This window comes from Paenibacillus albidus (genome assembly GCF_014644435.1).
In the GTDB taxonomy this organism is placed as follows: Bacteria; Bacillota; Bacilli; order Paenibacillales; family Paenibacillaceae; genus Paenibacillus_AQ; species Paenibacillus_AQ albidus.
In genome coordinates this window covers 23,723-46,215 of record NZ_BMKR01000022.1, presented here as the reverse complement: position 1 = coordinate 46,215, position 22,493 = coordinate 23,723, and the positions used below count along the sequence as shown (strand labels likewise).

The window sequence follows — 22,493 nt, the reverse complement described above, 5'->3', positions numbered from 1 at the left end:
ATTTAGATCTCCTTGTCAGTGGATTATTGGTGTTGGTATTGTGATCTTTTCGTGACTTCAGCCATCAGGTCTGGAATGCTGCTACTCTGAAGATCCAGTCCGTCCAGGCGGATGCCTTGCTCAATGGCCGTTTTATACGGTAAGGAGGCAGCGGCATTGTCGAATACAATGGCCCCGCAAATGACGCCGCCCTTGATAAACAGCCGGCTGTAATACTCCTCAGTCAGGCCGGTGACGCTGATATCACACTGCTCATCGACCTGGCCGATGGAGAACAGCGGGGTGTCAAAAGCGTTAAACAAGGTCAAGGGAACGGGACGTTTATAAGTGGCTGGATTCCCCGTCATATTGCTGCCGGCTATGGTGCCCTGTTCTATGGCGCTGCCCCACAGGCCGTCCACCCGGCCTTCGAATTCGGCATTGTCCCCGGCCGCATACACATGGGCTGCACTCGTCTGCATATACTCGTCTACAAGGATGCCGTTCCTCACTTCAAGTCCAATCTGCCGGGCAAGGGTTATATTGGGAACAATCCCAATGGAATACACCACATGTTCACAAGGCAGCTGGGAGCCATCTTGAAGCTCTACGCCTTCGGCGCGGCCTGATCCCGTAATTGTGGCAACACCTTGACCCAGTCTGATGTCTGCTCCCCGCCCGAGCATGCGCTGCTCAAGCAGAGCGGCAGACCGCTCATCGAGCTGGCGGATCATAAGGCGAGGGGCAGCCTCTATGATCGTTACAGCATATCCCGCTTCTATAAAAGACCAGGCTGTTTCTACGCCCTGGACACCGCCGCCGATGATGGCGATGCGGTCTCCCGGCTGCAAGGCGGCTTTGAGCCTGTCGGCATCGTTCCGGTCCCGGATCGAATGCACCCCGGGCAAGGCGGCGCCTGCAATATCCAGTTTACGGTTAGTCGCACCGGTACACAGCAGAAGCTTATGATAAGCAATCATTTGGCCGTCGGCAGAAGTAACCGTTCGGTTAACGGTGTCGATGGAGGTGACAGTGGTGTTGGCTTGAAGATTAATCTTGTTCTGAACAAACCATTTCTCCTTCTTGATCGACACCTTCTCCTGATGCAAATCGGTGAATAGTCCTTTGGACAGCTTAATTCTATGGTAGGGAAAACTGGGCTCCGCTCCCACAATGGAGATTTCCGCATCTAAGTCATGGTCGCGGATGGCTTTGGCTGCATAGACGGAGGCGACTCCGCTGCCTACAATAACATAATGTCTGTTTTTTTCCATAGGGCTCTTCCTTTCCTGCTTGTAATAATAGGTCAGACAGCACTTAACAGCAGATCAGAGATGAATTCGGCGGCATTTTTGATCTTGTTGATCTGTGCTTCCTCTCTGGGGGCAAACCGAATGCGGACCGGGAATTCCACGTGCGTCATTCCTGTTGTTTTGATGACATTCGAGGTGCTTTGCACCGACATATTCGTTCCGTTCAGATAATCCTGCACGACCTCAATCGCTTCACCGCTCCAACCATAGGAGCCAAAAGCGGCAGCGAGCTTGCCTTCCAGGTTCATCTCCGGCAGTTTCTGGAGCAGTCCCTCGAGTCTGCCGGTCATATCTGCATATTTCGTGGAGCTGCCGACAAATACGGCATCTGCCGATTCAATGCTGCGGAGAATATCGTTTTCTTCGGCTTTGTCTACGTCCCACAATTCAACAGCGATATGGTTCTCCTGGAAGCAGTCACGCAGAATATGGGCCATTTTTTTGGTGTTGTTCTTGAGGGTTGCGTATACGATGGCAACTTTCCGGTCCTCAAGGGTTTCCGTGCTGAGCGTAGCATAAGTATTGATGTAATCGGCAATGTTGCGCCGCAGAATAAAGCCGTGTGAAGGAGCAATCATCTCAATCTCCATCTCGTTGACTGCTTCAAGCAATGTCCGCACGTATCTTCTGTGGGGGTGAATAATCGCCTGATAATATCCGTTGAAATCCGCAGTGATATCATATCCGGCTTCATCTTCAAAGAGTGAATTGACCGCCACGTGTGTGCTGAAAATATCGCAAGGGAACAATACTTTATCTTCCTTGCAGTAGGTTATCATAGTTTCCGCAGTATGAAGATAAGGCGTCTCTTTAAAAAGCAGGGTTTTTCCACCGATATCCAGCTGGTCGCCGTCTTTGACAACCAGATAGTTGCGGTGCTGCAGCTTGTACATTTGCTGAATCTCCGGCACGGCAATTTCTGTGCATACGATGGTGGCGTTGGTTGCTTTGGAAGCAAGTGCGGCCAGTCCGCCTGAATGGTCCGGTTCGGTATGATTAATGACAATATACTGGATATCCAGCGGATCAATCAGCTCGGCCAGCGCTTCAGCGAATTCTCTGCCGAATTCCATGTCCACGGTATCAATAACGGTAGGTTTGCCGGTCTTGAGCAAATAGGAATTATAGGTGGTGCCTTTGGTTAAGAGAAGACGGTGAAAAGGGACCTCGCGTTGATCCACTTTTCCGATCCAGTAAATATCTTTGGCGAGCTTATATCCGGGTTTCATATAATAACCTCCTGCGTAATGTTGATTTGGGAACAACTTGATTCTATCCCTTCCGGAGTTGAAAAAAGAGGATTGAAATCAAATTTTGAAAAGTCTTTATTTCGGGAAGCCGAAGGTTTACCGGGAGTTTCCTATTCTAAGGAGCTGATGTGCCAATGCTGCAAATAAAACGGATCTATGAGCAGGCCGAACCTGCGGATGGGCGGCGGATACTGGTTGACCGCCTGTGGCCGCGCGGCGTCCGTAAGGAAGAAGCCCAGGTGTCGGAATGGATGAAGGAGGTGGCCCCCGGTGCTGACCTGCGAAAATGGTTCGGACACAGACCTGAACGTTTCGCGGAATTCGCCGGACGCTACGAAGAAGAGTTGAAGGTTGGACAAGCCAAGGTACAGCTGGAGCGCCTGAAAGCTTATCTGGAATCAGGCCCGCTTACACTGGTGTATGCCGCCAGGGACGAAGAACATAATCATGCATGGGTTCTAATGCGGGTTCTGGAGCGTTCACTGAGTAGGTAAGACGGGGGGCTTCTCTCAAAGACTGTCAAAATACAAGTGACTGCGGTCACACAGGTGTACCGCCTGATCCATCTATACTGTCCCAAAGGCTCATTCAGACTAGAAGAGGATAAGGAGCGGATTGGGAATGACAGGAGCGGAGTTGCTGATTCAGCTATTGCTGGAACAGGAAGTGGATACTATTTTTGGTTATCCCGGAGGAGCGGTGCTGCCGGTGTATGACGCGTTGTTTGATTGCGGGAGCATACAGCATATTCTCGTCCGCCATGAGCAGGCAGCGGTCCATGCGGCTGACGGTTACGCAAGATCGACAGGACGCGTAGGGGTGTCGCTCGTGACCAGCGGTCCCGGAGCAACCAATGCAATCACGGGCATTGCTACAGCATTTATGGATTCGGTGCCGATGGTGGTCCTGACCGGACAGGTCCCCACCGACATGATTGGACTGGACAGCTTTCAGGAGGTAGACATCTTTGGCATGACCCTGTCGGTCACCAAACATAATTACATAGTAATGAACAAAGCGGAGCTGCCGCGGATTATTCAGGAGGCCTTTCATCTTGCGGCTTCCGGCCGCCCGGGCCCTGTACTGATTGATCTGCCCAAAAATGTGATGACCGACCGGACACCGGTCAGCTATACACCTTTGATGCCGGGAGCCCCTGTGCAAATCCGCGGGTACCGGGCGGAGTGGAACATCAGCTCTGCAGAACTGGGGGAGGTTGCACACAGGCTGCGGCAGGCCCGCAAACCTCTGCTGCTGGTAGGTGGAGGTTGTGTAGCCGGCAACAGTCCGGCCCTGCTGCAGGAGATCGCCGTGCGCTGCGATCTGCCGGTGGCAACCACCCTGATGGGCATCGGTGCCTTCCCGTCCCGGCATCCGCTGCAGCTTGGCATGGTAGGGATGCACGGAACCGCAGCAGCGAACCGGGCGGTGCAGGCTGCGGATCTGCTGATCTGCCTGGGGGTGCGTTTCAGCGACCGGGTCACCGGACAGCGCCGGGCCTTCTCGCCGGACTCCTACAAGATTCAGGTGGATCTGGAGGAGGCCGAATTCGGCAAAAATATCGGCATTGATCTGGCGCTTTGCGGCCCGGTTGCCGATGTGCTCGAGGGACTGCTGGCACAGTTGACGGAGATGCGCCATCCGGAGTGGCAGGAGCAAATTTCCGGGTGGAGCAGACATCCTTTGCTGCCTGACCCCAAAACTGCCGCCGGGCAAATGACGCCCCAGGAGGTTATCCGCTGCATCGATCAGGCTACGGCAGAGGATACCATCATTACAACTGATGTTGGACAGCACCAGATCTGGACAGCCCATCATTATTACTTCTCCAAGCCGCGCACCCTGCTGACCTCCGGCGGTTTGGGAACCATGGGCTATGGGTTCCCTGCGGCGATCGGTGCGGCTGTGGCCTTTCCGGAACGGCAGGTGTTATGTATCAGCGGAGACGGAAGCTTTCAGATGAATATGCAGGAAATAATGACCGCCGTTGACCTGGGGCTGAATGTTAAGGTAGCGATTCTCAAGAACGGCTACCTGGGGATGGTGCGGCAATGGCAGCAGATGTTCCTCAACAACCGCTATTCTGCGGTGCGCATCAGTTCGCCCGATTTTGCAGCCTTGGCAAAGTCCTTCGGAGCTCAGGGATATCATGCCGAAACTATACAGGAAGCCGCAGAGATCCTGGCGCAGGCCTTGCGTACCCCGGGCCCGGCGATTATGGAATTCAGTGTGCTGGAAGAGACGAACGTCTATCCGATTGTTCCTCCCGGTGCCGGCAACCTGGATCTGATAGAAGGCTAGTATAGTGCTTCACACTTCACCAGTCTTAATGTCTTAAGCTGGCCGGAACCTACGCAGAACCCGAAATCTTTTTCTGGTCGAGAGGTAGCCGGAGTATCAAGTTAGACGAGGGAAAGAGGGAAAGAGGGAAAGAGGGAAAGAAGGAAAGAAGGAAAGAGGGTTTGGCTGCATTTTGTACATCGGAATGCGGGTAAACCTGGCTTTTCTTCGATTTGACTGTATTTGATGCATCAGGAACGGCGGAAAAGGGCGAAAAACAGCAATTTTCTAAATTTATACTGCACAAAATACATCAGAATCGACATTCAAGCCATCCCAGGTCAATCGTGCTGCACTAAATACATTAGAACCGCTAACGGCCGCTGATCTGAGGAGTCAAATCTTTCGTGTATTTCCCATAGGAGTCCGTAAAATGTTAAACTATGAATATAGCATTTTACGGGGAGTGAGTGTTCGTATGAAAAAGATGACAGCCGGGTTTATTGCCGGTGCGCTTCTTATGGTAAGTGCGCAGGCACTCGGATCCTCTTCATCACTGGTTGGTAAGAAAATACAAGCGGAGTATACTTTAACTGTGTACGGAAAAAAGCTGGCCGACTCGGCTATTGTCATTGATGGAAAAAGCTATGCGCCGGTGCGTGCCATCGGAGAGCTGGCGGGCTACAATGTATCGGTAGCGGGCAGAAATATCAGCCTGAACGAAAAAAGCACGGTTTCCCCAGGGAAGTCAGCCGATAAAGGCGGAAATGCCGTGATTGCTCCTGTTCCCGTCTTCACACCGGAGTCCGGTTCTACGGTGACCCGAACCAAAATCAATGCCATTGACAACAAAATAGATACTGTAGTTGACAGTATCCTCACTACCAGCAGTGCTTTGAAAGCCGATCCCGATAACACAGACCTGAAAAGTAAGTTGAACCAATATAAAGAGGAATATGCAGAACTCCTGGAGCAAAAGGAAGCCGAACTGGAGAAGTGAGTGAAGCGTTGAAGAGTTGAAGGCTTTCCAGAAATAATAAACAGCCGGGCCTCCAATTTTGCGAAGCCCGGCTGTGTGCTGTTTAAGAACAAATTGCAGGGATTGACGAAGGCCAGGCGTTTAAGGGAGCTTATTGCCGGCAGCCCGGTAGATCTCATACCACTCCTGGCGGGTGAGGGTAATCTCCGAAGCTTTGGCCATATCCAGCAAGCGCTGCGTGTTGGTTGTACCAACGATCGGCTGCATGGTGGCCGGATGTCTGAGAATCCAGGCAATGGCAATGGCCGTATTGGCCACCCCTTTTTCCTCTGCCAGCCGGTCAATGACCCGGTTCAGTTCAGGAAACTTGTCATTGTCCAGAAATACGCCCTCAAAAAATCCGTATTGGAAAGGCGACCAGGGCTGAATGGTCATATCATGGAGGCGGCTGTATTCCAGAATTCCGTTGTCATGAACAACAGATGCGGGGTTGGTCATGTTGACATTGAACCCGGCGTCGATCATGCCAGTGACCATAATGCTCAGCTGCAGCTGGTTGAACAGGAGCGGCTGTTGAACCTTTTTCTTAAGCAGCTCAATCTGCAGCGGATTCTGGTTGCTGACGCCAAAATGCTTGACCATTCCTTTTTGCTCCAGAATGTCAAAAGCTTCAGCAACTTCTTCCGGTTCGAACAAGGTGTCCGGGCGGTGCAGCAGCAAGACGTCGAGATAATCGGTCTTCAGGCGTTTGAGGCTGCCTTCCACCGACTGCAGAATATGCTCCTTGGAGAAGTCGAAATAACCCTGGCGTATCCCGCATTTGCTCTGGATCATCAGCTTGCTCCGCATCCCCGGATTCTGGTTCAGCACCTCGGCGAAGACTTCCTCCGCCCGGCCGTCGGCATAAATATCGGCGTGGTCAAAAAAGTCGATCCCGGCCTCCAGGGCTTTATTGATGTGGAGATCAGCTTCCTGAGCAGACAACTCTGCAATGCGCATACAGCCGAGGGAAATCTGTGAGACGTCCAATATTCCGCTCGCTACACTTATTCTCTTCACCAAGATGAATTCACTCCTTCAAATATAGGTTGACCCGTGTATCCCCAAACAATAGCACAAAGCCTTAATCCAAGGCAATTTCTGCTGATCGTAGCGGAGTACAGCTTGACAATCGGTATTATTAGAACTATTATAGACTCACAAAGTCTGGAATCGAGGTGGACTATGAAGTATTCCAAAGCAACCAATTATGCACTGCATACGATGCTGTACCTAATTGCTGTATCGCCCGATAAGCCGGTTGGGGTACAGCAGCTGGCAGACAAGCAATCCGTGTCACCTACGTATCTGTCCAAAATTCTCACCAAACTCGTCAAGGCCGGGATGATTGAATCGGCTTCCGGAGCCAATGGAGGATACCGTCTTAAGCGGAATCAGGATGACATCTCGTTTCTCGATGTTATTCACGCTATAGAGGGAACAGCATCCTTATTTGAATGTTCGCTCAATCACGGACCCGAATGTCTGATTCAGCAGGTGATGGTGCAGGCCGAAGGCATGATGGAGCAGCATCTGAAGGATACTAAGCTCAGCGCACTGGCCGAGAAATTTACTGTGGCCCAATAGCCATAGTTTTTTTCGGACAAATCACAGACATAGTTAGTCTTTAAAGTCTTTGATTATAATGGAGGAGGTTAACTAAAATGATGTACGATTGTTGTATTATCGGCGGCGGACCGGCAGGCCTGAATGCTGCCCTGGTACTGGGCAGAGCAAGACGGAAGGTGGCACTGTTCGATGATGCCCAGCCACGTAATGCGGTGACGCATGCGTCGCATGGTTTTCTGACCAGGGATGGAGTCAAACCGGCAGAATTCCGCAGAATCGCTTACGAAGAGGTACTGCGTTACCCGTCAGTGGAACATTGGCAGCATAGGGTGGCGGCGATCCGCAGCGTGGGCAGCGGGTTTGAGGTTGTGACAGAATCCGGCGGGAGCGTCCGGACAAAGAAGGTTATTCTGGCCTACGGCTTCAAGGAAAGTTTCCCGGAGATCGCCGGATTCCGGCAGTTCTATGGGCAGAGTCTGTTCAATTGTCCTTACTGTGATGGCTGGGAGCTGAGAGATCAGGCTCTGGTTGTGATTGCGGAAGAGCCGCGTGCGTTCCATATGGCCCAAACCGTGTACAACTGGAGCAAAGATCTGGTAGTCTGCACAAACGGACACCAAGTCTTTTCGGAGGAACAGAAACAGGAACTGGGCCGCGCAAACATCCGCATCATGGAACAACCCATTGCTGCTTTTAAGGGGACCGACGGTTTATTGGAGGAACTGCAATTTGTGGATGGCACAAGCCTTCAAAGAACCGGAGGTTTCATTATACCGAAATTGATCCCCAAGGGGACCTTTGGGGCAGATTTGGGCTGTGAGCTGACGGAAGCCGGCGGGGTGGTTACAGATGTACTCGGAAGAAGTTCGGTTCCGGGGGTGTATGCGGCTGGAGATGCTGCGGAGACGATGGCCTCGCAGCTGATTATGGCAGCTGCTGGAGGCAGCAAGGCTGCAATGGCGGTCAATGCGGATTTGATCGAAGAGGAATGGAAAGGACAATAATTAACTCCGGGACCATAATCGGGCCCATAATAATGAGGGTGCCTGACAGCCAGTTCAAACTGAACTGGCTTGCGGGCACCCTCTGTTGTATGATGAACGTTTGTTAGGATTGATTAGGAATCGCTACAGCCGGGTCCACATCCGCCTCATAATCCACACCTGCGGTTTTGAAGCCGAACAACTGGAAGAAATCTTCACGGTAGCCTTCCAGATCGGCCAGCTCGGTTACATTGCCGGTCTCCAGTTCGCTCCAGCGCTTCATGACCTCCTCCTGCACATCTGCGCGCATCTCCCAATCATCAATCCGGATCAGAGCGCTGCCATCCAGCGCAGACTCGCCTGCCGGATATAAATGCTCCGAGAAAAGGCGGTAGATTTGCTGAATGCAGTTCTCATGAAGGCCTTTTTCCTTCATGACTTGATAAAGTGCGGAAATATACAGTGGAACTACCGGAATCGCCGAGCTGGATTGGGTGACCAAAGCTTTGTTTACAGAGACAAAGGCACGTCCGCCATTTCGGCTAAGCAGCCCATGCAGCTCTTTAGCCGTCTGTTCCAAATGGTTCTTGGCTTTGCCGATGGTGCCTTCCCGGTAGATCGCATGAGTGATTTCCGGACCTATGTAGGAGTAAGCAACGGTTGTGGCGCCCTGTGCCAGCACTCCGGCTTCCGAGAGCTGTTGAATCCACAACCTCCAGTCTTCCCCGCCCATGACTGCGATAGTTTGGGTTACTTCATCTTCTGTGGCAGGCTCAATGGTAGTGAAAGAGACTTCACCCGTATGGAAATTCAGGGTTTTGTTCGTATAAGCTTCCCCTACCGGCTTAATGACGGAGGAGAAGGTCTCCCCGGTTACCGGATGGGTACGGCGTGGAGAAGCAACACTGTAGACTACCAGATCAACGGTGCCAAGCTCAGCCTTGATCAGCTCTATGGTTGCAGACTTTATGCCATCCGAGAAGGCATCTCCGACAATACTGAATGACTTCAGTCCTTGGGCCTGAGCCTCTTGCTCAAAGGCTGCAGAGTTGTACCAGCCTGCACTTGCCGTACGTTGTCCTTCGGCAGCTTTGTCAAAAAAAACGCCGACCGTATTGGCGCCTGACCCAAAAGCTGCGGTAATCCGCGAAGCCAGCCCGTATCCGGTCGATGCTCCGACAACAAGCACATTTTTGGGGCCTTTAATAGCCGGTTGGGCTTTCACGTAGTCAACTTGTTCCTCAACTTGTTTGGCGCATCCTTCCGGATGGGCGGTTGTACAAATGAAGCCGCGGGTTTTGGGCTGAATAATCATAGGTAAATCCCCTTTAGTTTATATTTAAACAATCCTATACTTCAGTAGAAGTATAGCAAACAATATTTAGTTATTCAAAGAGTGCATTTAAATTGAAACTTTACATCAGGCGTTGGAGTTGCGGAAAGACGACATATAGTTGGAGATTTCTGTCTCCGGGGTCTCCAGCAGACCGGACAGCATCGCTTGCAGAGTGCGCAGGGATTGAATTTTATCCTCAATTTCAACAATCTTGTTCCGCACCAATGACTTCAGGTCTTCAATCACCATGTCCGTGCCAAGCATCTGCAGCGCCTCCCGGATCTCTTTAAGCGAATAACCGAGCGATTGGGTATCCCGAATGAACTTGATCTTGACGAGATAATCCTCAGAGTACACACGGTACCCGTTCTCCCCCCGCTTCGGGGCTGGCAGGATGCCCTGATCCTCATAATAACGGATGGTGGCTGTACTGATTCCGGTCCGTTTTGCCAATTCGCCGCGTTTCATTCCGTCCACAATCGTTCCTCCCGTCTGCTTAGGCTTTTTTAGCGCTGCTGTCCGTGCCTGGTGTACTTCTCATCAAACTTTACCTCGGGATATTGGGGCGAGGGCCCTTGCAGCAGCGGCTGCTGTTCTTCCTTCAGATATTGATCGAAGAAGGCTCTTACATACGAACGTGTGATATCAATATTATGCACAGGATCCATCTCTTTGGCAAAAAGGGCAGGGGACAGCAGCCCAATCTCCGTAAAGCTCTGGTGGAACAAATGGTCGATGGTCATGTAGTAGGTATCCCCGGTGCTTTTTTGCATCACGGAATCCAGGTCCGGAGCAAACTCCTCATAGAACACTTTGTCCTTTTGGGCCTCTGCCGGGTCAAGGCTTTTGGCTGTATTGCCGGTCATCAGGTACATAAAAGGCTGCTTCAGGCCGGTGTGGGAGACGGTTCCCCAGAAACCTCCTTCCAGACTTACACCTGCTTTGAAGCGCGGGTCCATAGCCATAGCCTCGGCTGTTGTTGCGCCGCCGTACGAGTGCCCGAAAATGCCGACACGGTCCAGATCCATTGTCCCGGTGAACAGGCCATTCGGGTCGTCGGCATTCCACTCTGTCAGTGTGTCGAGCACAAAGCTGGCATCTGCGGCACGGACGGCAACGCCCTTGACGTTATTCTCGTACAGGCCAGCCGATGTGGGGAACGTTGGTTCAGGCACATACAGAACTTCCCGTCCATCCGGAAAAGTGACTTTGGCGGACGTGTAGGGGTGGTCAATGCCGACTACAATGTAGCCGTGACTGACCAGTTCCTCAATAGCGGTCATGCTCTGGAACCGGGTAGAACGCACACCGGGTGAGAAGAGCAGCACCGGATATTCGGCTTCGGCAGCGGCTACCTTGACTCCCTCCACAACATGGGTTGGAATCGTTGTGACGTAGCCGAACAGCTGTCTGGGAATACCGAACACGAGGCTGATGGCATCTCCCAGCGCTGCCGGGTAATGCTCTACAGCCAGTCCTTTGGCTTGTTTCGCATCGACAGGGTACCAGACATTCACCATCAGCTCCCGCTTGTCATTTGGGGCTGTGCTTAAGGTTTCTTCCCTGCCGGAATCCGTCAGCTGCCGGGAAATGGTGCCTACAGCATAACCTCCTGTCGGTTCGGGCATGGAGAAGACCGGGAGCAGATAGCTCAAATACAGCGAGGCAGCAGTGAGCGCCAGCACGGCTGCGCTGAGCAGTGTCTTTTTCCATATTGACCGGGATCGGGTCTGGGCGTTTGGTTTGGCCACTCTCAGGATCAGAACAACAATCAGGGTGAGCAGAACGGCATATACCGGAACCATTTGCAGCCGCAAATGGTCCAGCGTCCCATGCAGCAGTAAAGCCAGTACGAGTCCCGACAATAAGAATGTATCTAGCCGCCGGTTTCTCGTGCGCAGCAGAAGTACGACTGTGGCAATCAGGCTGACCAGAATAAGGGGAATATCAAGCAGTTTCATTGTGCAAATACCTCCAGTTTTGATCTCGGCTGCTCTTTGTTTACAAGAGAAGCGGAGTTGATAAAGCCAGCATAAACCTTGAAGTATACTTCAAGGTCAAGCTCTGGAGGCATAATCAGGGTAAGAGTATTCTTTCTTTGGAAAATCCTTGCAACCTTTACCTGTTTCCTGCGTCGATTTACGTAAGGGGATACACTCACGATAGAGGGAGCGATGCTCCAGGAACGGGGGATGGTGTGCGAAAAAGATGGATCACATTTGCGGCAAGCGTGCTGCTGCTATCAGGCTGCACCGGGGGGGAAGCGGATACGATGACTATTGAACAGAGAAAGGAGGCGGCAGCTGTGCTGGATTCACGGCTTGTACAGCAAACCAACAGGCTGGGCCTGGAATTGTTCAGCCAGCTCAGGAAGGAGGAAGCGGGGAACCTGAGCTTGTCTCCTTACAGTATTGGAACGGCTATGGCTTTGGCCTATAACGGCAGCGATGCGGAGACGTCGGAGGAGCTTGGGACATTGCTTGGTTACGCTCCTTCGGAACGGGAGCAGCTTAATGCTGACCATAGTGGAATGATGGAGCTGCTAAATCATACGGGAGACGGGATACAACTGAGCTTGGCGAATTCAGTATGGACCCGTAAAGAGCTGTCACTACGTAAGGATTATCTTCAGACACTTCAGAATCAATACAGTGCAGAGCACCGGACTACGGATCTGGCGGGGGCTCAAGGCGTCGAAGATATCAATAAATGGGTAGCTGACAACACCGCACATAAGATCAAGGATATCCTGAGGGAGCCTCCTGGAAACAACGCTGTAGCCGTGCTGGTAAATGCCGTATATTTTAAAGCAGGGTGGAAGAAGGAATTTAATAAGGAAAAGACGAAGCCCGCTGCTTTTCATCCTGCGGCAGGTCCCGCTGTGCAAGTTGATATGATGCAGCAATCTGGCAGCTACCTGTACGCGCAAAGCGAGGATTGGCAGGCGGTTAAGCTCCCTTACGGCGAAGGGCAGATGGACATGCTCGTTATTCTGCCGGCTGCAGACTTTTCGCTTGAAGAACTACAGACGCAGCTTAAGGACGGAGCATTTCCGGGAAAGCAGGGCTTCGGCGAAAGAAGCGGGGAGATTCGGCTCCCCCGGTTCCAATCCGGCTACGGAACGGATCTTAAGCAAGCAGTGCAGGCACTTGGGGTACAGCATGCCTTTGATCCCCGGACAGGGAATTTCTCGCGGATGGCCGATATCCCGGACCCTATCTACATCAGCCGGATTGTGCATCAGAGCTGGATTGAAGTCAATGAACGCGGCACGGAAGCAGCGGCTTCGACACTTATCGACACAAGAGCGGGCTCCGCTCCGCCTGTCGACGGGCCGTTTGAGATGATAGTCGACAGACCCTTTTTCTATGCGGTAGAGGATGCCCAGACCGGGCTGTGGCTGTTTCTTGGGGAGATAGAGGACCCTACGGTGACGAAATAAGAACTTCAAGTTTCCTGCGTAAAGCGAAATTTGACAGAAAACGCATAAATGATCCCTTCACAGGTCACAATAGGAAAAAAGCAGAATGAAGGGATTAACGTGAACGCTTTTCGCTTGAAAAAACAGCTTTGGCGGCGCTGGAGACGTTGGAAAAAAGCGCTGTGGGTGGGTGCGGCGTGTGCCGTCCTGACCGTTCTGGCCTGGCGCGGCATGCAGGTGCCGAAGGAAATCAGCGGTCTGCTGACGGATTCCGCCTCAACAGTAACTGATACTTTTGACAGCTTGCGTACCTCGACACAAATGGACGATGATCAAGGGGACGGGACGGCTCCCGTTTTTAAAGCGGGCGAGAATACTGAGGAGGATAAACGCAGGTCTTTGTCACAGGAGGAACTGCTCCAGACCCTTACGGGGAGCGGCATCAGCCGCACGGTGCATCTGAAGACAACCTATGTATCCGGTGAAGAGATTCAGACGCTGAAAGGCAAAAAAACTCCGGAGCAATTGGAGGTGCTGATTGCAGAGCATGCAGCTTGGGACGGCTGGATCAGTCCGGAAGGCGACCTCTGGCTGGAAAAAAGAGTGGATGATCTTTCCCCGCTGACCAAAAGGGACGCCTATATCGGCGTTGATGAGCATGGCAATTTGAAGCTGTTCAAGGGGCCTCCGGTTGATGAAAAGGTGCTGAAGACTTTTTTTCAGCTGGATATGGGTTCGATGAAGTCTTCCTTGCCCGAGGACATGTGGAGACAGCTGCAGGAAGGTATCCGTGTCCAGGACATTGAGGAATATAACAGTGTGTTGTCCACGTTCAGCGACTATGCGCGGGACAGTGCGGAGCAGGTTATGCAGAACAGGGAGTAGCGGAAGAAAAAAAGGGTAAGGCTCGTGGCGCCAAACGGCATCGCGGGCCTTTTTTGGCTTTTTCGCCCGGGGCGGCAAACTTTATGTCTCCGGGGCAGATGATTTTTGCTATAATGGGTAGAAGGAATACATATGTTCGCTTCAGGGGCGGAGGAATGGGATTTAAATGGTCCGGATTCACCCTGAAATAGAGGAGAGATAAGGGTTGCGTATTTTGGGGATTGACCCGGGACTGGCCATTGTCGGTTTCGGTTTTGTAGATAAGGAAGGCCATAAGGTAACACCTGTCCAGTACGGCTGCATCCAGACAGAGGCACATACACCCGAGGAAGAACGGCTGCTGCATGTGTATGAAGGCATGGTGCAATTGATAGATAAATATAAACCGGATGCGGTGGCGCTGGAGAAGCTGTTCTTCAGCCGCAACGTGACGACGGCTCTGCCGGTAGCACAGGCGCGCGGGGTGCTCGTGCTGGCCGCCGTGCAGCGTGGACTTCCGGTAGCAGAGTATACGCCGATGCAGGTGAAGCAGGCCATTGTCGGCTATGGCAAGGCAGAGAAGCGGCAGGTGCAGGAAATGGTCAAGATGTTCCTGAAGCTGTCGGCGATTCCGAAGCCCGATGATGTGGCGGATGCGCTGGCGATTGCCGTGTGCCACGCCCATTCCTACAGTCTAAATTCCAAATTAAATGAGGTATTGCGAAAATGATAGATTTTTTAAGAGGTCCGGTTGTTCATTTGGAAGCGGAGTACGTGGTGCTGGATGTGCAGGGTGTAGGCTACCGGGTGTTCTGCCCGAATCCCTATGCTTTTGCCAAAACGGAAGGTCCCGTGATGATCTACATTCATTACCAGACCCGTGAGGATGCCACGCTGCTGTTCGGATTCCCGACCCGGGAGGAACAACGGTTGTTCCGCAAGCTGATCGAGGTATCGGGCATTGGCCCGCGTGTGGCGCTGGGCATTCTGACCGGCGGGACGCCGGATCAATTGATCTCGGCCATCTATCAGGAGAATATTACGTTCCTGACGAAGCTGCCGGGCATCGGCAAGAAGACGGCACAGCGCATGATTCTTGATTTGAAGGACAAGCTGGATGGCCTGAGCCTGGCTTCCATGCAGACGGGCCTGTTCGCCGTGCCGCAGGAAGAAGCAAACGTATTGCCCTGGCAGGAGGCGCGTGACGGTCTTAAAGCGCTGGGTTATACCGAGACCGAGCTGGACCGTGTCTGGCTGACCCTGAAGAAGGACGGGGAAGAGAACGGTACGGTTGATGTGTTGATGAAGAAGGCGCTGAAGCTGCTGTATGTAGCGAAATAAAGCCTGTCAGAGCATCCTGAGGAAAGGGGAGCGATGGAGAAATGGACGACCGGATCATATCCGCAAATTTGATGATGGAAGAGCAGGCGGTAGAATTAAGTCTGCGTCCCCGTTATCTGGGAGAATACATTGGGCAGACCCAGGTGAAAGAGAACCTGAAGATCTATATTGAAGCCGCCAAAATGAGAAGCGAAGCGCTCGATCATGTGCTGCTGTATGGACCTCCGGGTCTTGGCAAAACCACGCTGGCGAACATTATCGCCAACGAGCTGGGCGTGAATCTGCGGACCACCTCAGGTCCGGCAATTGAACGTCCGGGCGATCTGGCGGCACTGCTCACCAATCTGCAGGAGGGTGATGTTCTTTTCATTGACGAGATTCACCGCCTCCACCGGACAGTGGAGGAAGTTATGTATCCGGCCATGGAGGATTTTGCCCTGGACATTATGATCGGCAAAGGTCCAAGCGCCCGTTCGGTGCGGCTGGACCTGCCGCCGTTTACGCTCATTGGGGCGACCACAAGAGCCGGACTGCTGTCCGCGCCGCTGCGCGACCGCTTCGGGGTGGTCAGCCGTCTGGAGTTCTATACGATTGATGAGCTGAGCTTTATTGTATCCCGCAATGCCGAGCTGCTGGGCATTGAGATTCTGGGCGATGCCGCTGAAGAAGTAGCTCTGCGTGCGCGGGGAACCCCGCGGATCGCGAACCGCCTGCTTAAGCGGGTCCGCGATTTCGCCCAGGTGCGCGGCGATGGGATTATTACGCCGGACATCGCTGCCGAAGCGCTGAAGCTGCTGCAGGTCGATCCGCGGGGACTGGATAACATCGATCATAAAATGCTGCATTCCATGATTGCAAGCTTCCGCGGCGGCCCGGTTGGGCTGGATACAATTGCCGCTACCATAGGTGAAGAGAGCCAAACGATTGAAGATGTGTATGAACCCTATCTGCTGCAGATTGGTTTCCTGCAGCGCACGCCGCGCGGCAGAATCGTAACCCCTGCGGCTTATCACCATCTGGGACTGCCGCTCCCTCCGGAGCAGCCCTGAACCATGAACCACAATGATGAGGAGGATGCAGAGATGACGCAGGCAGGTATGAAATGGAGAGGATGGGCTCCGCTGGCCAAGGGATTGCTCACGGCGGTAATAGCGGCCGGGAGCTTCCTTATGTCGGCTGGACCCACTCAGGCAGAGACGAACCGCACCATCCGGGTTGCACTTTATGCGGATATTGGAAGTAAATATAAATCTACGATCCCGCTGGCGACTTTGCAGTCGGGGCAAAGTTTTACGATCTCTTCAAGTCCCGGAAGCGGGGCCTCGCTGACTGTTCCGGCCAAGAACCCGGTCCGGGCCAGTCTTGACGGATACAGGGTAAAGGTGCTGGAATCTTCCTCCTGGCAGGCTGCTGCCGAAGCGGCCCGAAAGCTGCAATCGACATCGGACAAACCGCAGTTATTCGTAGTTTCCAGGAACGGGAGTAATGTGTATCAGCTGTATACCGGCGTATATGCCAGCGAAAAGGCTGCTGCGGAAGGGCTTGCCCGTGTAGGCAAAGCCGGGTTGGCGATCCCGGCGGGCCAAACTCCGGCCGTCAAAGGCGGCAACCATCTGACGTCCGGAGCTTATGCAAGCCAGCAGGAGGCCGAAGCCGCACTTGGCGGCATTACGGCTGCCGGATTCGACGCTTGGGTGGTGCTGGCAGCAGCGGGAGAAGGCTCTGCGCCGTTTGAGGTTTGGATCGGCGAAGCGGCCAGTGACAGTGAGCTGGCGGCGCTGAGGGCAGAAGTAACTGCTGCGCTTCCGCAGCTTGTGCTGTCTGCGGGAGCGGCTGCATCTTCCGGACTCAAGGTCCGCATGGATGCAGGAATGGACTGGAAGAGCGAAGCCCAAGCCGCCCATTATACAATATCCGGGAGTGGAGCCAAATTTATCGCGGCCGGCAATGAAGCCGGTATTCAGGTTACCGAGCGATCGGGACGTATCTATCGCGGGAATCTGGAGCTGAGCGCTTTGAACGGCTCGCTTGCCGTGATTAATGAAGTACCGCTGGAGCAATATTTATATGCGGTGGTCGGCGGAGAAGTATCCTCGAACTGGCCGGCAGAGGCGCTGAAGGCCCAGGCGGTGGCTGCCCGTAGTTATGCACTGTCGCAGGGCAACCGGTTTGAAGTGGCGAATGTGGTCGATACGACGCTTAGCCAGGTATATAACGGGATGGGAGCAGAGGCTCCTACCATTATTAATGCTGTGGATGCCACCGCCGGAGAAGTGCTGATGAACGGCGGCAAAATCGTTGAGGCCGTCTTTTCCTCCAACAGCGGAGGTGTAACGGCAGACCCGTCTGAGGTGTGGGGCAATGGCGGAGAGGTATTTGTCAGTGTGCCGAGCCCGGAGGATACTGCTGCCGCAGCAGCCAAGAAGTGGTACTACGTACTGCTGGCGAATGGAACCTCGGGTTATGCCCGTGAAGACAACCTCAAGCTTACAGGAGACAAGACGGCAGCCGGTCTGGAAGTGGTGACGGCGACAACCAAGGATGTGAACATCCGTCCGCTGCCCGTTGTCGAGAGCGGTGTAAGTGCTGTGGGCAAGCTGAACCCGGGCGAAAATGCCATCGTATTGGACAAGGTCTACGAATCGGGGAGCTACAGCTGGATCAAGGGGCCTTATACGTCTGCACAACTGCTGAAGAGTATGCAGGGAAAGGCGGGCAGTTCCTTGCCTTCTTCGATTTCCAGCCTGCAGGTTACCCAGCGAGGTCCTTCAGGCCGGGTGATGCAGGTCAAAGCCAACGGTGAAATTGTGCAGGTGAAATACCCCGATCTGTTCCGCTCCACGTTCAACGGACTGCCCAGCACCTTGTTTGATATTGTTTCACCCGGCAGTTATACTGTATTAGGCGCTGACGGGTCAACCGCAACCATCGGCAGTTCGCAGAGTGCGGGAGTGCTGTCAGCCTCCGGAAAAGTTACGGTTGGCGGCAGCGGAACCGTAGTGATGGGCGGGGATACTGCCGCCCGGGTAATCACCGGCAGTCCGGGATTTCTGTTCGTTGGCCAGGGATATGGCCATGGACTTGGCATGTCTCAATGGGGTGTCAAAGGAATGGCGGACAACGGGTATGATTACAAGAAGATATTGCAACACTATTTTCATAACGTTACTATAGTTAAGGAATGAAGACTGACCATGAATGTAGACTTGTATGATTTTGATTTGCCGGAGGAATTAATTGCCCAGACACCGCTCCTTGACCGCAGCGCTTCAAGGCTGCTGCTGGTGGAGAAGGAGACGGGAGCATTGTCTCACGGGCATTTTACGGATATTATCGACCACTTGCTGCCTGGCGACACCCTTGTGCTGAATGATACCCGCGTTCTTCCCGCCCGTCTGTTCGGCGTGAAGGAAGATACGGGTGCCAAGGCGGAAGTGCTGCTGCTCAAGAATCTCGGGGAAGACCGCTGGGAGGCACTCGTCAAACCCGGGAAAAAGCTGAAGGCCGGAGCAGTCATTGTGTTCGGGGATGAGCTGAGGGCAGTTATTGAAGAAGAAGCGGATATGGGTGGCCGGACGCTGCGCTTCATCTATAATGGAATTTTTCACGAAATTCTGGACAGACTGGGAACAATGCCGCTTCCCCCGTATATTAAAGAGACACTTGATGACCGGGAACGGTATCAGACGGTTTACGCCCGTCACGAGGGTTCAGCCGCTGCACCGACAGCCGGGCTTCATTTCACAGAAGAGCTACTGCAAAGGATTGAAGCCAAAGGCGTAACGGTAGCGTACATTACGCTTCATGTGGGTCTGGGCACCTTCCGTCCAATGTCTGTAGATAAAGTCGAAGAGCATGTGATGCATGCCGAATATTATGTGTTGTCGCAAGAGACGGCGGACGTGCTTAACGCGGCCAAACAAAAAGGCGGACGGATTATTGCCGTCGGCACGACCTCATGCCGCACCCTGGAGACTGTAGGCAGACAATGCCAAGGCGGTCCGCTGACAGCAGGCAGCGGATGGACGGATATTTTCATCTATCCGGGATATACCTTTCAGGTCGTCAATGCACTGATTACGAATTTTCATCTGCCCAAGTCCACTTTGGTGATGCTGGTCAGCGCGCTGGCCGGCCGTGAGCATATTCTTAATGCTTACGAAGAAGCCATCCGGCAGAAGTACAGGTTTTTCAGCTTCGGAGATGCGATGTTCATTTATTAAGTAAGAGGATGGGTTAAACAATGGCAGCAATTACTTATGAGCACATCAAAACGTGCAAACAATCCGGAGCCCGGCTCGGAAGAGTCCATACTCCACACGGTGTTATTGAGACACCGGCTTTTATGCCTGTAGGCACACTGGCCACGGTCAAAACGATGAGCCCGGAAGAACTGAAAGAGATGGATGCCCATATCATTCTGAGCAATACCTACCATCTGTTCCTGCGCCCGGGCCATGACATTATCCGCGAGGCCGGCGGCCTGCACAAATTCATGAACTGGGACCGTCCCATTCTGACCGACAGCGGCGGCTTTCAGGTCTTCTCGCTGAGCGATATGCGGAAGATTACCGAAGAGGGTGTGCATTTCCGCTCCCATTTGAACGGAGACAAGAAGTTCCTTTCCCCGGAAGTGGCGATGGAAATTCAGAACGCCCTGGGGTCTGATATTATGATGGCTTTTGATGAATGTCCGCCTTATCCGGCCGAATACGATTACGTCAAAAAGTCTTTGGAGCGTACGACACGCTGGGCGGAACGTTGCCTTGCAAGCCATGCCCGTCCAGAGGATCAGGGACTGTTCGCGATTGTTCAGGGAGGCATGCATGAGGATCTGCGCCGTCAGAGTGCGGCTGATTTGACTTCCATGGATTTCCCGGGGTATGCTATTGGAGGGCTCAGCGTCGGAGAGTCCAAGCAGCTAATGTATGAAGTGCTGGATTATACGGTTCCGCTGCTGCCGCAAGGGAAACCGCGCTATTTAATGGGCGTCGGTTCACCGGATGCGCTGCTGGAAGGATCGATCCGGGGAGTGGACATGTTTGACTGTGTTCTGCCTACCCGTATTGCCCGCAACGGAACGACGATGACCAGTCAGGGAAGACTCGTTGTACGCAACGCACAGTATGCCCGTGATTTCGGGCCGCTTGATCCGGAGTGCAGCTGTTACACATGCCGGAATTATTCCCGCGCGTATTTGCGCCATTTGATCAAAGCCGATGAAACCTTCGGTCTAAGATTGACGACATACCATAATTTGCACTTCCTGTTGGAACTAATGCGTAAAGTGCGTGAAGCCATCAGAGAAGATCGGCTGCTTGATTTTCGCGATGAGTTTTTTGCACAATACGGCTTATATGATAATCTTAAAGGCTTTTAAGGACTGATTGTGCGCTAATGCACTTTGAAAGGGGGGAGAATTATGTTTCAATATGCAACAGCAGCACCAAGTGGGGGTAGCTTACTGGGTCTTATAGGCCCGTTTGTACTAATGTTTGTTGTTTTCTACTTCTTGTTGATTCGTCCGCAGCAGAAGAAAACAAAAACACGCAATTTGATGTTGAAAGCTCTGAAGAAGGGCGATAAGGTGGTCACTATTGGTGGCCTTCACGGGACGATCATGGAGATTTCCGATGATATCGTGGTGCTTCGTGTAAATGATGTCACCAAATTGACCTTTGACCGGGGTTCTATCAGTCACTCTGTATCTCCGGATGCGGATGAAAAAGCGTAGTATGCAATATTAGTTAGTCATGAGACTGTTCCGCCAGCCTGTTAAGGCGCGGAGCAGTCTTTTTGATTTTATGGATATTGGAGGACATGGGTATTTGTGTGGACGCACCGCAAACGGACCGTTGTTACAATCGCTGTTGTATCCAGATTTAATTTATTAGGTTTAGCGGACCGGAGAAGCGTTATTTCGCGAAATAAGCTCATTTTTCTGGTCAGACGGACTCAGGAGCCGTTAATGCTCCATGGACCCTTGTTTTGGGCTAGAGATCATACAATAAGAGCACCTGTGTCCGCTTCCTTGCACAGCCGGTCCCGGTGACGAGTTGTTGCCGGCACCAAGTCAACCGCTGACTATGGATTTGAGCCCTTTTAAAAAGCACAAAGCAGCGATTCTCCAATACAGGAGGTGGTCGCTGCTTTGTTGACTTTTTACGGTTACTGGAATAAAGAAGGGCTGTCTCTGTCGTATAAAATCTAGTTATGGAACAACCTCTTCTGTCAGTGATGCTATAGAAGAATTAACGTATATTGGCGCGGGAAGCGCGGGTCTGCAAGGCAAGTGCTGGATCACCGCTGCGCAGGGTCAGCTTGGAGAATTGTACCCCGAGTGAGGTGGAGACCACAGCCAGCAGTACGCCGCCAATCATATCCGTCAGCCAGTGTATGCCAAGATAGAAAATACCAAAGACGATGAAGGCTGCCGAGATGCTTGAAATAACCATCCAGATCCGGTTGCCTGAACGAAAAGCGAGCAGTGCCACAGTAACGGAGATGGAAGTATGCAGGCTTGGGAAACAATTGTTCAATCCGGAGAGCTGCCGGTATTCCTGCTCGAACCTAGGGAAGGCATCAAGCATTGTGAATTTGACACCTGCCGGCGCATAGGACCATACTTCGTTGACCGGTACAAACAGGTAGAACGGGATAGCGATGGCATAATTCAATATTATCGCATAACAGGTTGCATACAACATTACACGGTTCCCCAGCGCATAAATACCAAGTGATGCCGCGAGGACGGCTTGCAGCATGAAAATGTAAAAAAATACAATCACCGGTGTGAGCCAGGGACTATAAAAAAGCTGCTGAAGCTGCTGGACAAAATGACCTTCCAATCCAAAGACGAAAGGGGTGAAATCAGAAGTAAGATGCATCCTCTCCTCAATTTGCAGTTCGTATTTATTCAGAGTGAGGACTCCGAAGACGGCAGCAAGCAGGATAAGAAATTTATAGGACCGAAGCTCTTTGCCCATTGATACTAAAGCCAGAATTGGATTGCGTTTCGAGCCAACCCATAACAGCAGGATTACAATTAATACAGTGTATAAAACGATATGATTCATTGATTGGTAAAGCAAAACGATCGACGCCCCCTTGATTCCTCATAGTGAGATGAACTCATTTTA

The 22,493-nt window shown here is 52.5% G+C and carries 21 protein-coding genes; 14 read left to right on the top strand and 7 right to left on the bottom strand.

The window, feature by feature from the left end; translation table 11 throughout:
• Positions 1–23: 23 nt before the first annotated feature.
• Both IEY53_RS21995 and IEY53_RS21990 read right to left on the bottom strand, forming a co-directional pair.
• Positions 24–1,253, bottom strand: coding sequence for an NAD(P)/FAD-dependent oxidoreductase (locus tag IEY53_RS21995; RefSeq protein WP_189028836.1), 1,230 nt, complete (start codon positions 1,251–1,253; stop codon positions 24–26).
• A 32-nt stretch (positions 1,254–1,285) separates the two neighbouring features.
• Positions 1,286–2,521 carry an FprA family A-type flavoprotein gene (locus IEY53_RS21990; protein WP_189028835.1) on the bottom strand — a complete coding sequence of 412 codons (1,236 nt, stop codon included), beginning with the start codon at positions 2,519–2,521 and terminating at the stop codon, positions 1,286–1,288.
• Positions 2,522–2,676: 155 nt separating this feature from the next.
• Between IEY53_RS21990 and IEY53_RS21985 the strand changes: the two genes are divergently transcribed.
• The 3 genes from IEY53_RS21985 to IEY53_RS21975 all read left to right on the top strand — a co-directional run bounded on the left by IEY53_RS21985 (position 2,677) and on the right by IEY53_RS21975 (position 5,822).
• On the top strand, positions 2,677–3,036 hold the full coding sequence (locus IEY53_RS21985) for a DUF488 domain-containing protein (RefSeq protein WP_189028833.1): 360 nt from the start codon (positions 2,677–2,679) through the stop codon (positions 3,034–3,036).
• A 127-nt stretch (positions 3,037–3,163) separates the two neighbouring features.
• Positions 3,164–4,843, top strand: coding sequence for a biosynthetic-type acetolactate synthase large subunit (gene ilvB / locus IEY53_RS21980; protein WP_189028831.1), 1,680 nt, complete (start codon positions 3,164–3,166; stop codon positions 4,841–4,843).
• A gap of 457 nt (positions 4,844–5,300) precedes the next feature.
• The gene (locus IEY53_RS21975; RefSeq protein ID WP_189028829.1) at positions 5,301–5,822 is read left to right on the top strand and encodes a hypothetical protein; all 522 of its coding nucleotides are present in this window, start codon (positions 5,301–5,303) and stop codon (positions 5,820–5,822) included.
• A 120-nt stretch (positions 5,823–5,942) separates the two neighbouring features.
• Here IEY53_RS21975 and IEY53_RS21970 read toward each other — a convergent pair whose 3' ends face one another.
• On the bottom strand, positions 5,943–6,860 hold the full coding sequence (locus IEY53_RS21970; protein ID WP_189028908.1) for an aldo/keto reductase: 918 nt from the start codon (positions 6,858–6,860) through the stop codon (positions 5,943–5,945).
• 165 nt (positions 6,861–7,025) lie between these two features.
• Here IEY53_RS21970 and IEY53_RS21965 point away from each other — a divergent pair, with 165 nt between their 5' ends.
• Both IEY53_RS21965 and IEY53_RS21960 read left to right on the top strand, forming a co-directional pair.
• Entirely contained in the window at positions 7,026–7,427 is a 402-nt protein-coding gene (locus tag IEY53_RS21965; RefSeq protein WP_189028827.1) for an RrF2 family transcriptional regulator, read from the top strand.
• Between the two features lie 77 nt (positions 7,428–7,504).
• Positions 7,505–8,413, top strand: a complete 909-nt coding sequence (locus IEY53_RS21960; protein WP_189028825.1) for an NAD(P)/FAD-dependent oxidoreductase — start codon at positions 7,505–7,507, stop codon at positions 8,411–8,413.
• 103 nt (positions 8,414–8,516) lie between these two features.
• Here IEY53_RS21960 and fabV read toward each other — a convergent pair whose 3' ends face one another.
• From fabV to IEY53_RS21945, 3 genes are all read right to left on the bottom strand, one after another.
• The gene (fabV, locus tag IEY53_RS21955) at positions 8,517–9,707 is read right to left on the bottom strand and encodes an enoyl-ACP reductase FabV (protein ID WP_189028823.1); all 1,191 of its coding nucleotides are present in this window, start codon (positions 9,705–9,707) and stop codon (positions 8,517–8,519) included.
• A gap of 105 nt (positions 9,708–9,812) precedes the next feature.
• Positions 9,813–10,196: a MerR family transcriptional regulator gene (locus IEY53_RS21950; RefSeq protein WP_308424242.1), complete on the bottom strand. Its 384-nt coding sequence runs from the start codon at positions 10,194–10,196 to the stop codon at positions 9,813–9,815.
• 38 nt (positions 10,197–10,234) lie between these two features.
• Positions 10,235–11,689 (bottom strand): alpha/beta hydrolase family protein, encoded by a 1,455-nt coding sequence (locus IEY53_RS21945; RefSeq protein WP_189028820.1) that lies wholly within the window; start codon positions 11,687–11,689, stop codon positions 10,235–10,237.
• A 236-nt stretch (positions 11,690–11,925) separates the two neighbouring features.
• Between IEY53_RS21945 and IEY53_RS21940 the strand changes: the two genes are divergently transcribed.
• The 9 genes from IEY53_RS21940 (at position 11,926) to yajC (ending at position 21,088) form a co-directional block, all read left to right on the top strand.
• Positions 11,926–13,170, top strand: a complete 1,245-nt coding sequence (locus IEY53_RS21940; protein WP_189028818.1) for a serpin family protein — start codon at positions 11,926–11,928, stop codon at positions 13,168–13,170.
• Positions 13,171–13,218: 48 nt separating this feature from the next.
• Entirely contained in the window at positions 13,219–14,034 is an 816-nt protein-coding gene (locus tag IEY53_RS21935) for a BofC C-terminal domain-containing protein (protein ID WP_189028816.1), read from the top strand.
• 205 nt (positions 14,035–14,239) lie between these two features.
• Positions 14,240–14,743 carry a crossover junction endodeoxyribonuclease RuvC gene (gene ruvC, locus IEY53_RS21930; RefSeq protein WP_189028814.1) on the top strand — a complete coding sequence of 168 codons (504 nt, stop codon included), beginning with the start codon at positions 14,240–14,242 and terminating at the stop codon, positions 14,741–14,743.
• Positions 14,740–15,354, top strand: coding sequence for a Holliday junction branch migration protein RuvA (gene ruvA / locus IEY53_RS21925; RefSeq protein WP_189028812.1), 615 nt, complete (start codon positions 14,740–14,742; stop codon positions 15,352–15,354). The genes ruvC and ruvA overlap by 4 nt, the downstream gene beginning before the upstream one ends.
• Positions 15,355–15,395: 41 nt before the next feature.
• A complete protein-coding gene (ruvB, locus tag IEY53_RS21920) occupies positions 15,396–16,403 on the top strand; it encodes a Holliday junction branch migration DNA helicase RuvB (protein WP_189028810.1) in 1,008 nt (335 codons plus the stop codon).
• 3 nt (positions 16,404–16,406) lie between these two features.
• Complete coding sequence (locus IEY53_RS21915) at positions 16,407–18,539, top strand: SpoIID/LytB domain-containing protein (protein ID WP_229696283.1); 2,133 nt, start codon at positions 16,407–16,409, stop codon at positions 18,537–18,539.
• 9 nt (positions 18,540–18,548) lie between these two features.
• On the top strand, positions 18,549–19,577 hold the full coding sequence (queA, locus tag IEY53_RS21910) for a tRNA preQ1(34) S-adenosylmethionine ribosyltransferase-isomerase QueA (protein WP_189028808.1): 1,029 nt from the start codon (positions 18,549–18,551) through the stop codon (positions 19,575–19,577).
• Between the two features lie 20 nt (positions 19,578–19,597).
• Positions 19,598–20,734: a tRNA guanosine(34) transglycosylase Tgt gene (gene tgt / locus IEY53_RS21905; protein WP_189028806.1), complete on the top strand. Its 1,137-nt coding sequence runs from the start codon at positions 19,598–19,600 to the stop codon at positions 20,732–20,734.
• A gap of 42 nt (positions 20,735–20,776) precedes the next feature.
• Complete coding sequence (gene yajC / locus IEY53_RS21900) at positions 20,777–21,088, top strand: preprotein translocase subunit YajC (RefSeq protein ID WP_189028805.1); 312 nt, start codon at positions 20,777–20,779, stop codon at positions 21,086–21,088.
• Positions 21,089–21,605: 517 nt separating this feature from the next.
• On the opposite strand, the gene IEY53_RS21895 is transcribed toward yajC, so the two are convergent.
• A complete protein-coding gene (locus tag IEY53_RS21895; protein WP_189028803.1) occupies positions 21,606–22,430 on the bottom strand; it encodes a phosphatase PAP2 family protein in 825 nt (274 codons plus the stop codon).
• Positions 22,431–22,493: the final 63 nt, after the last annotated feature.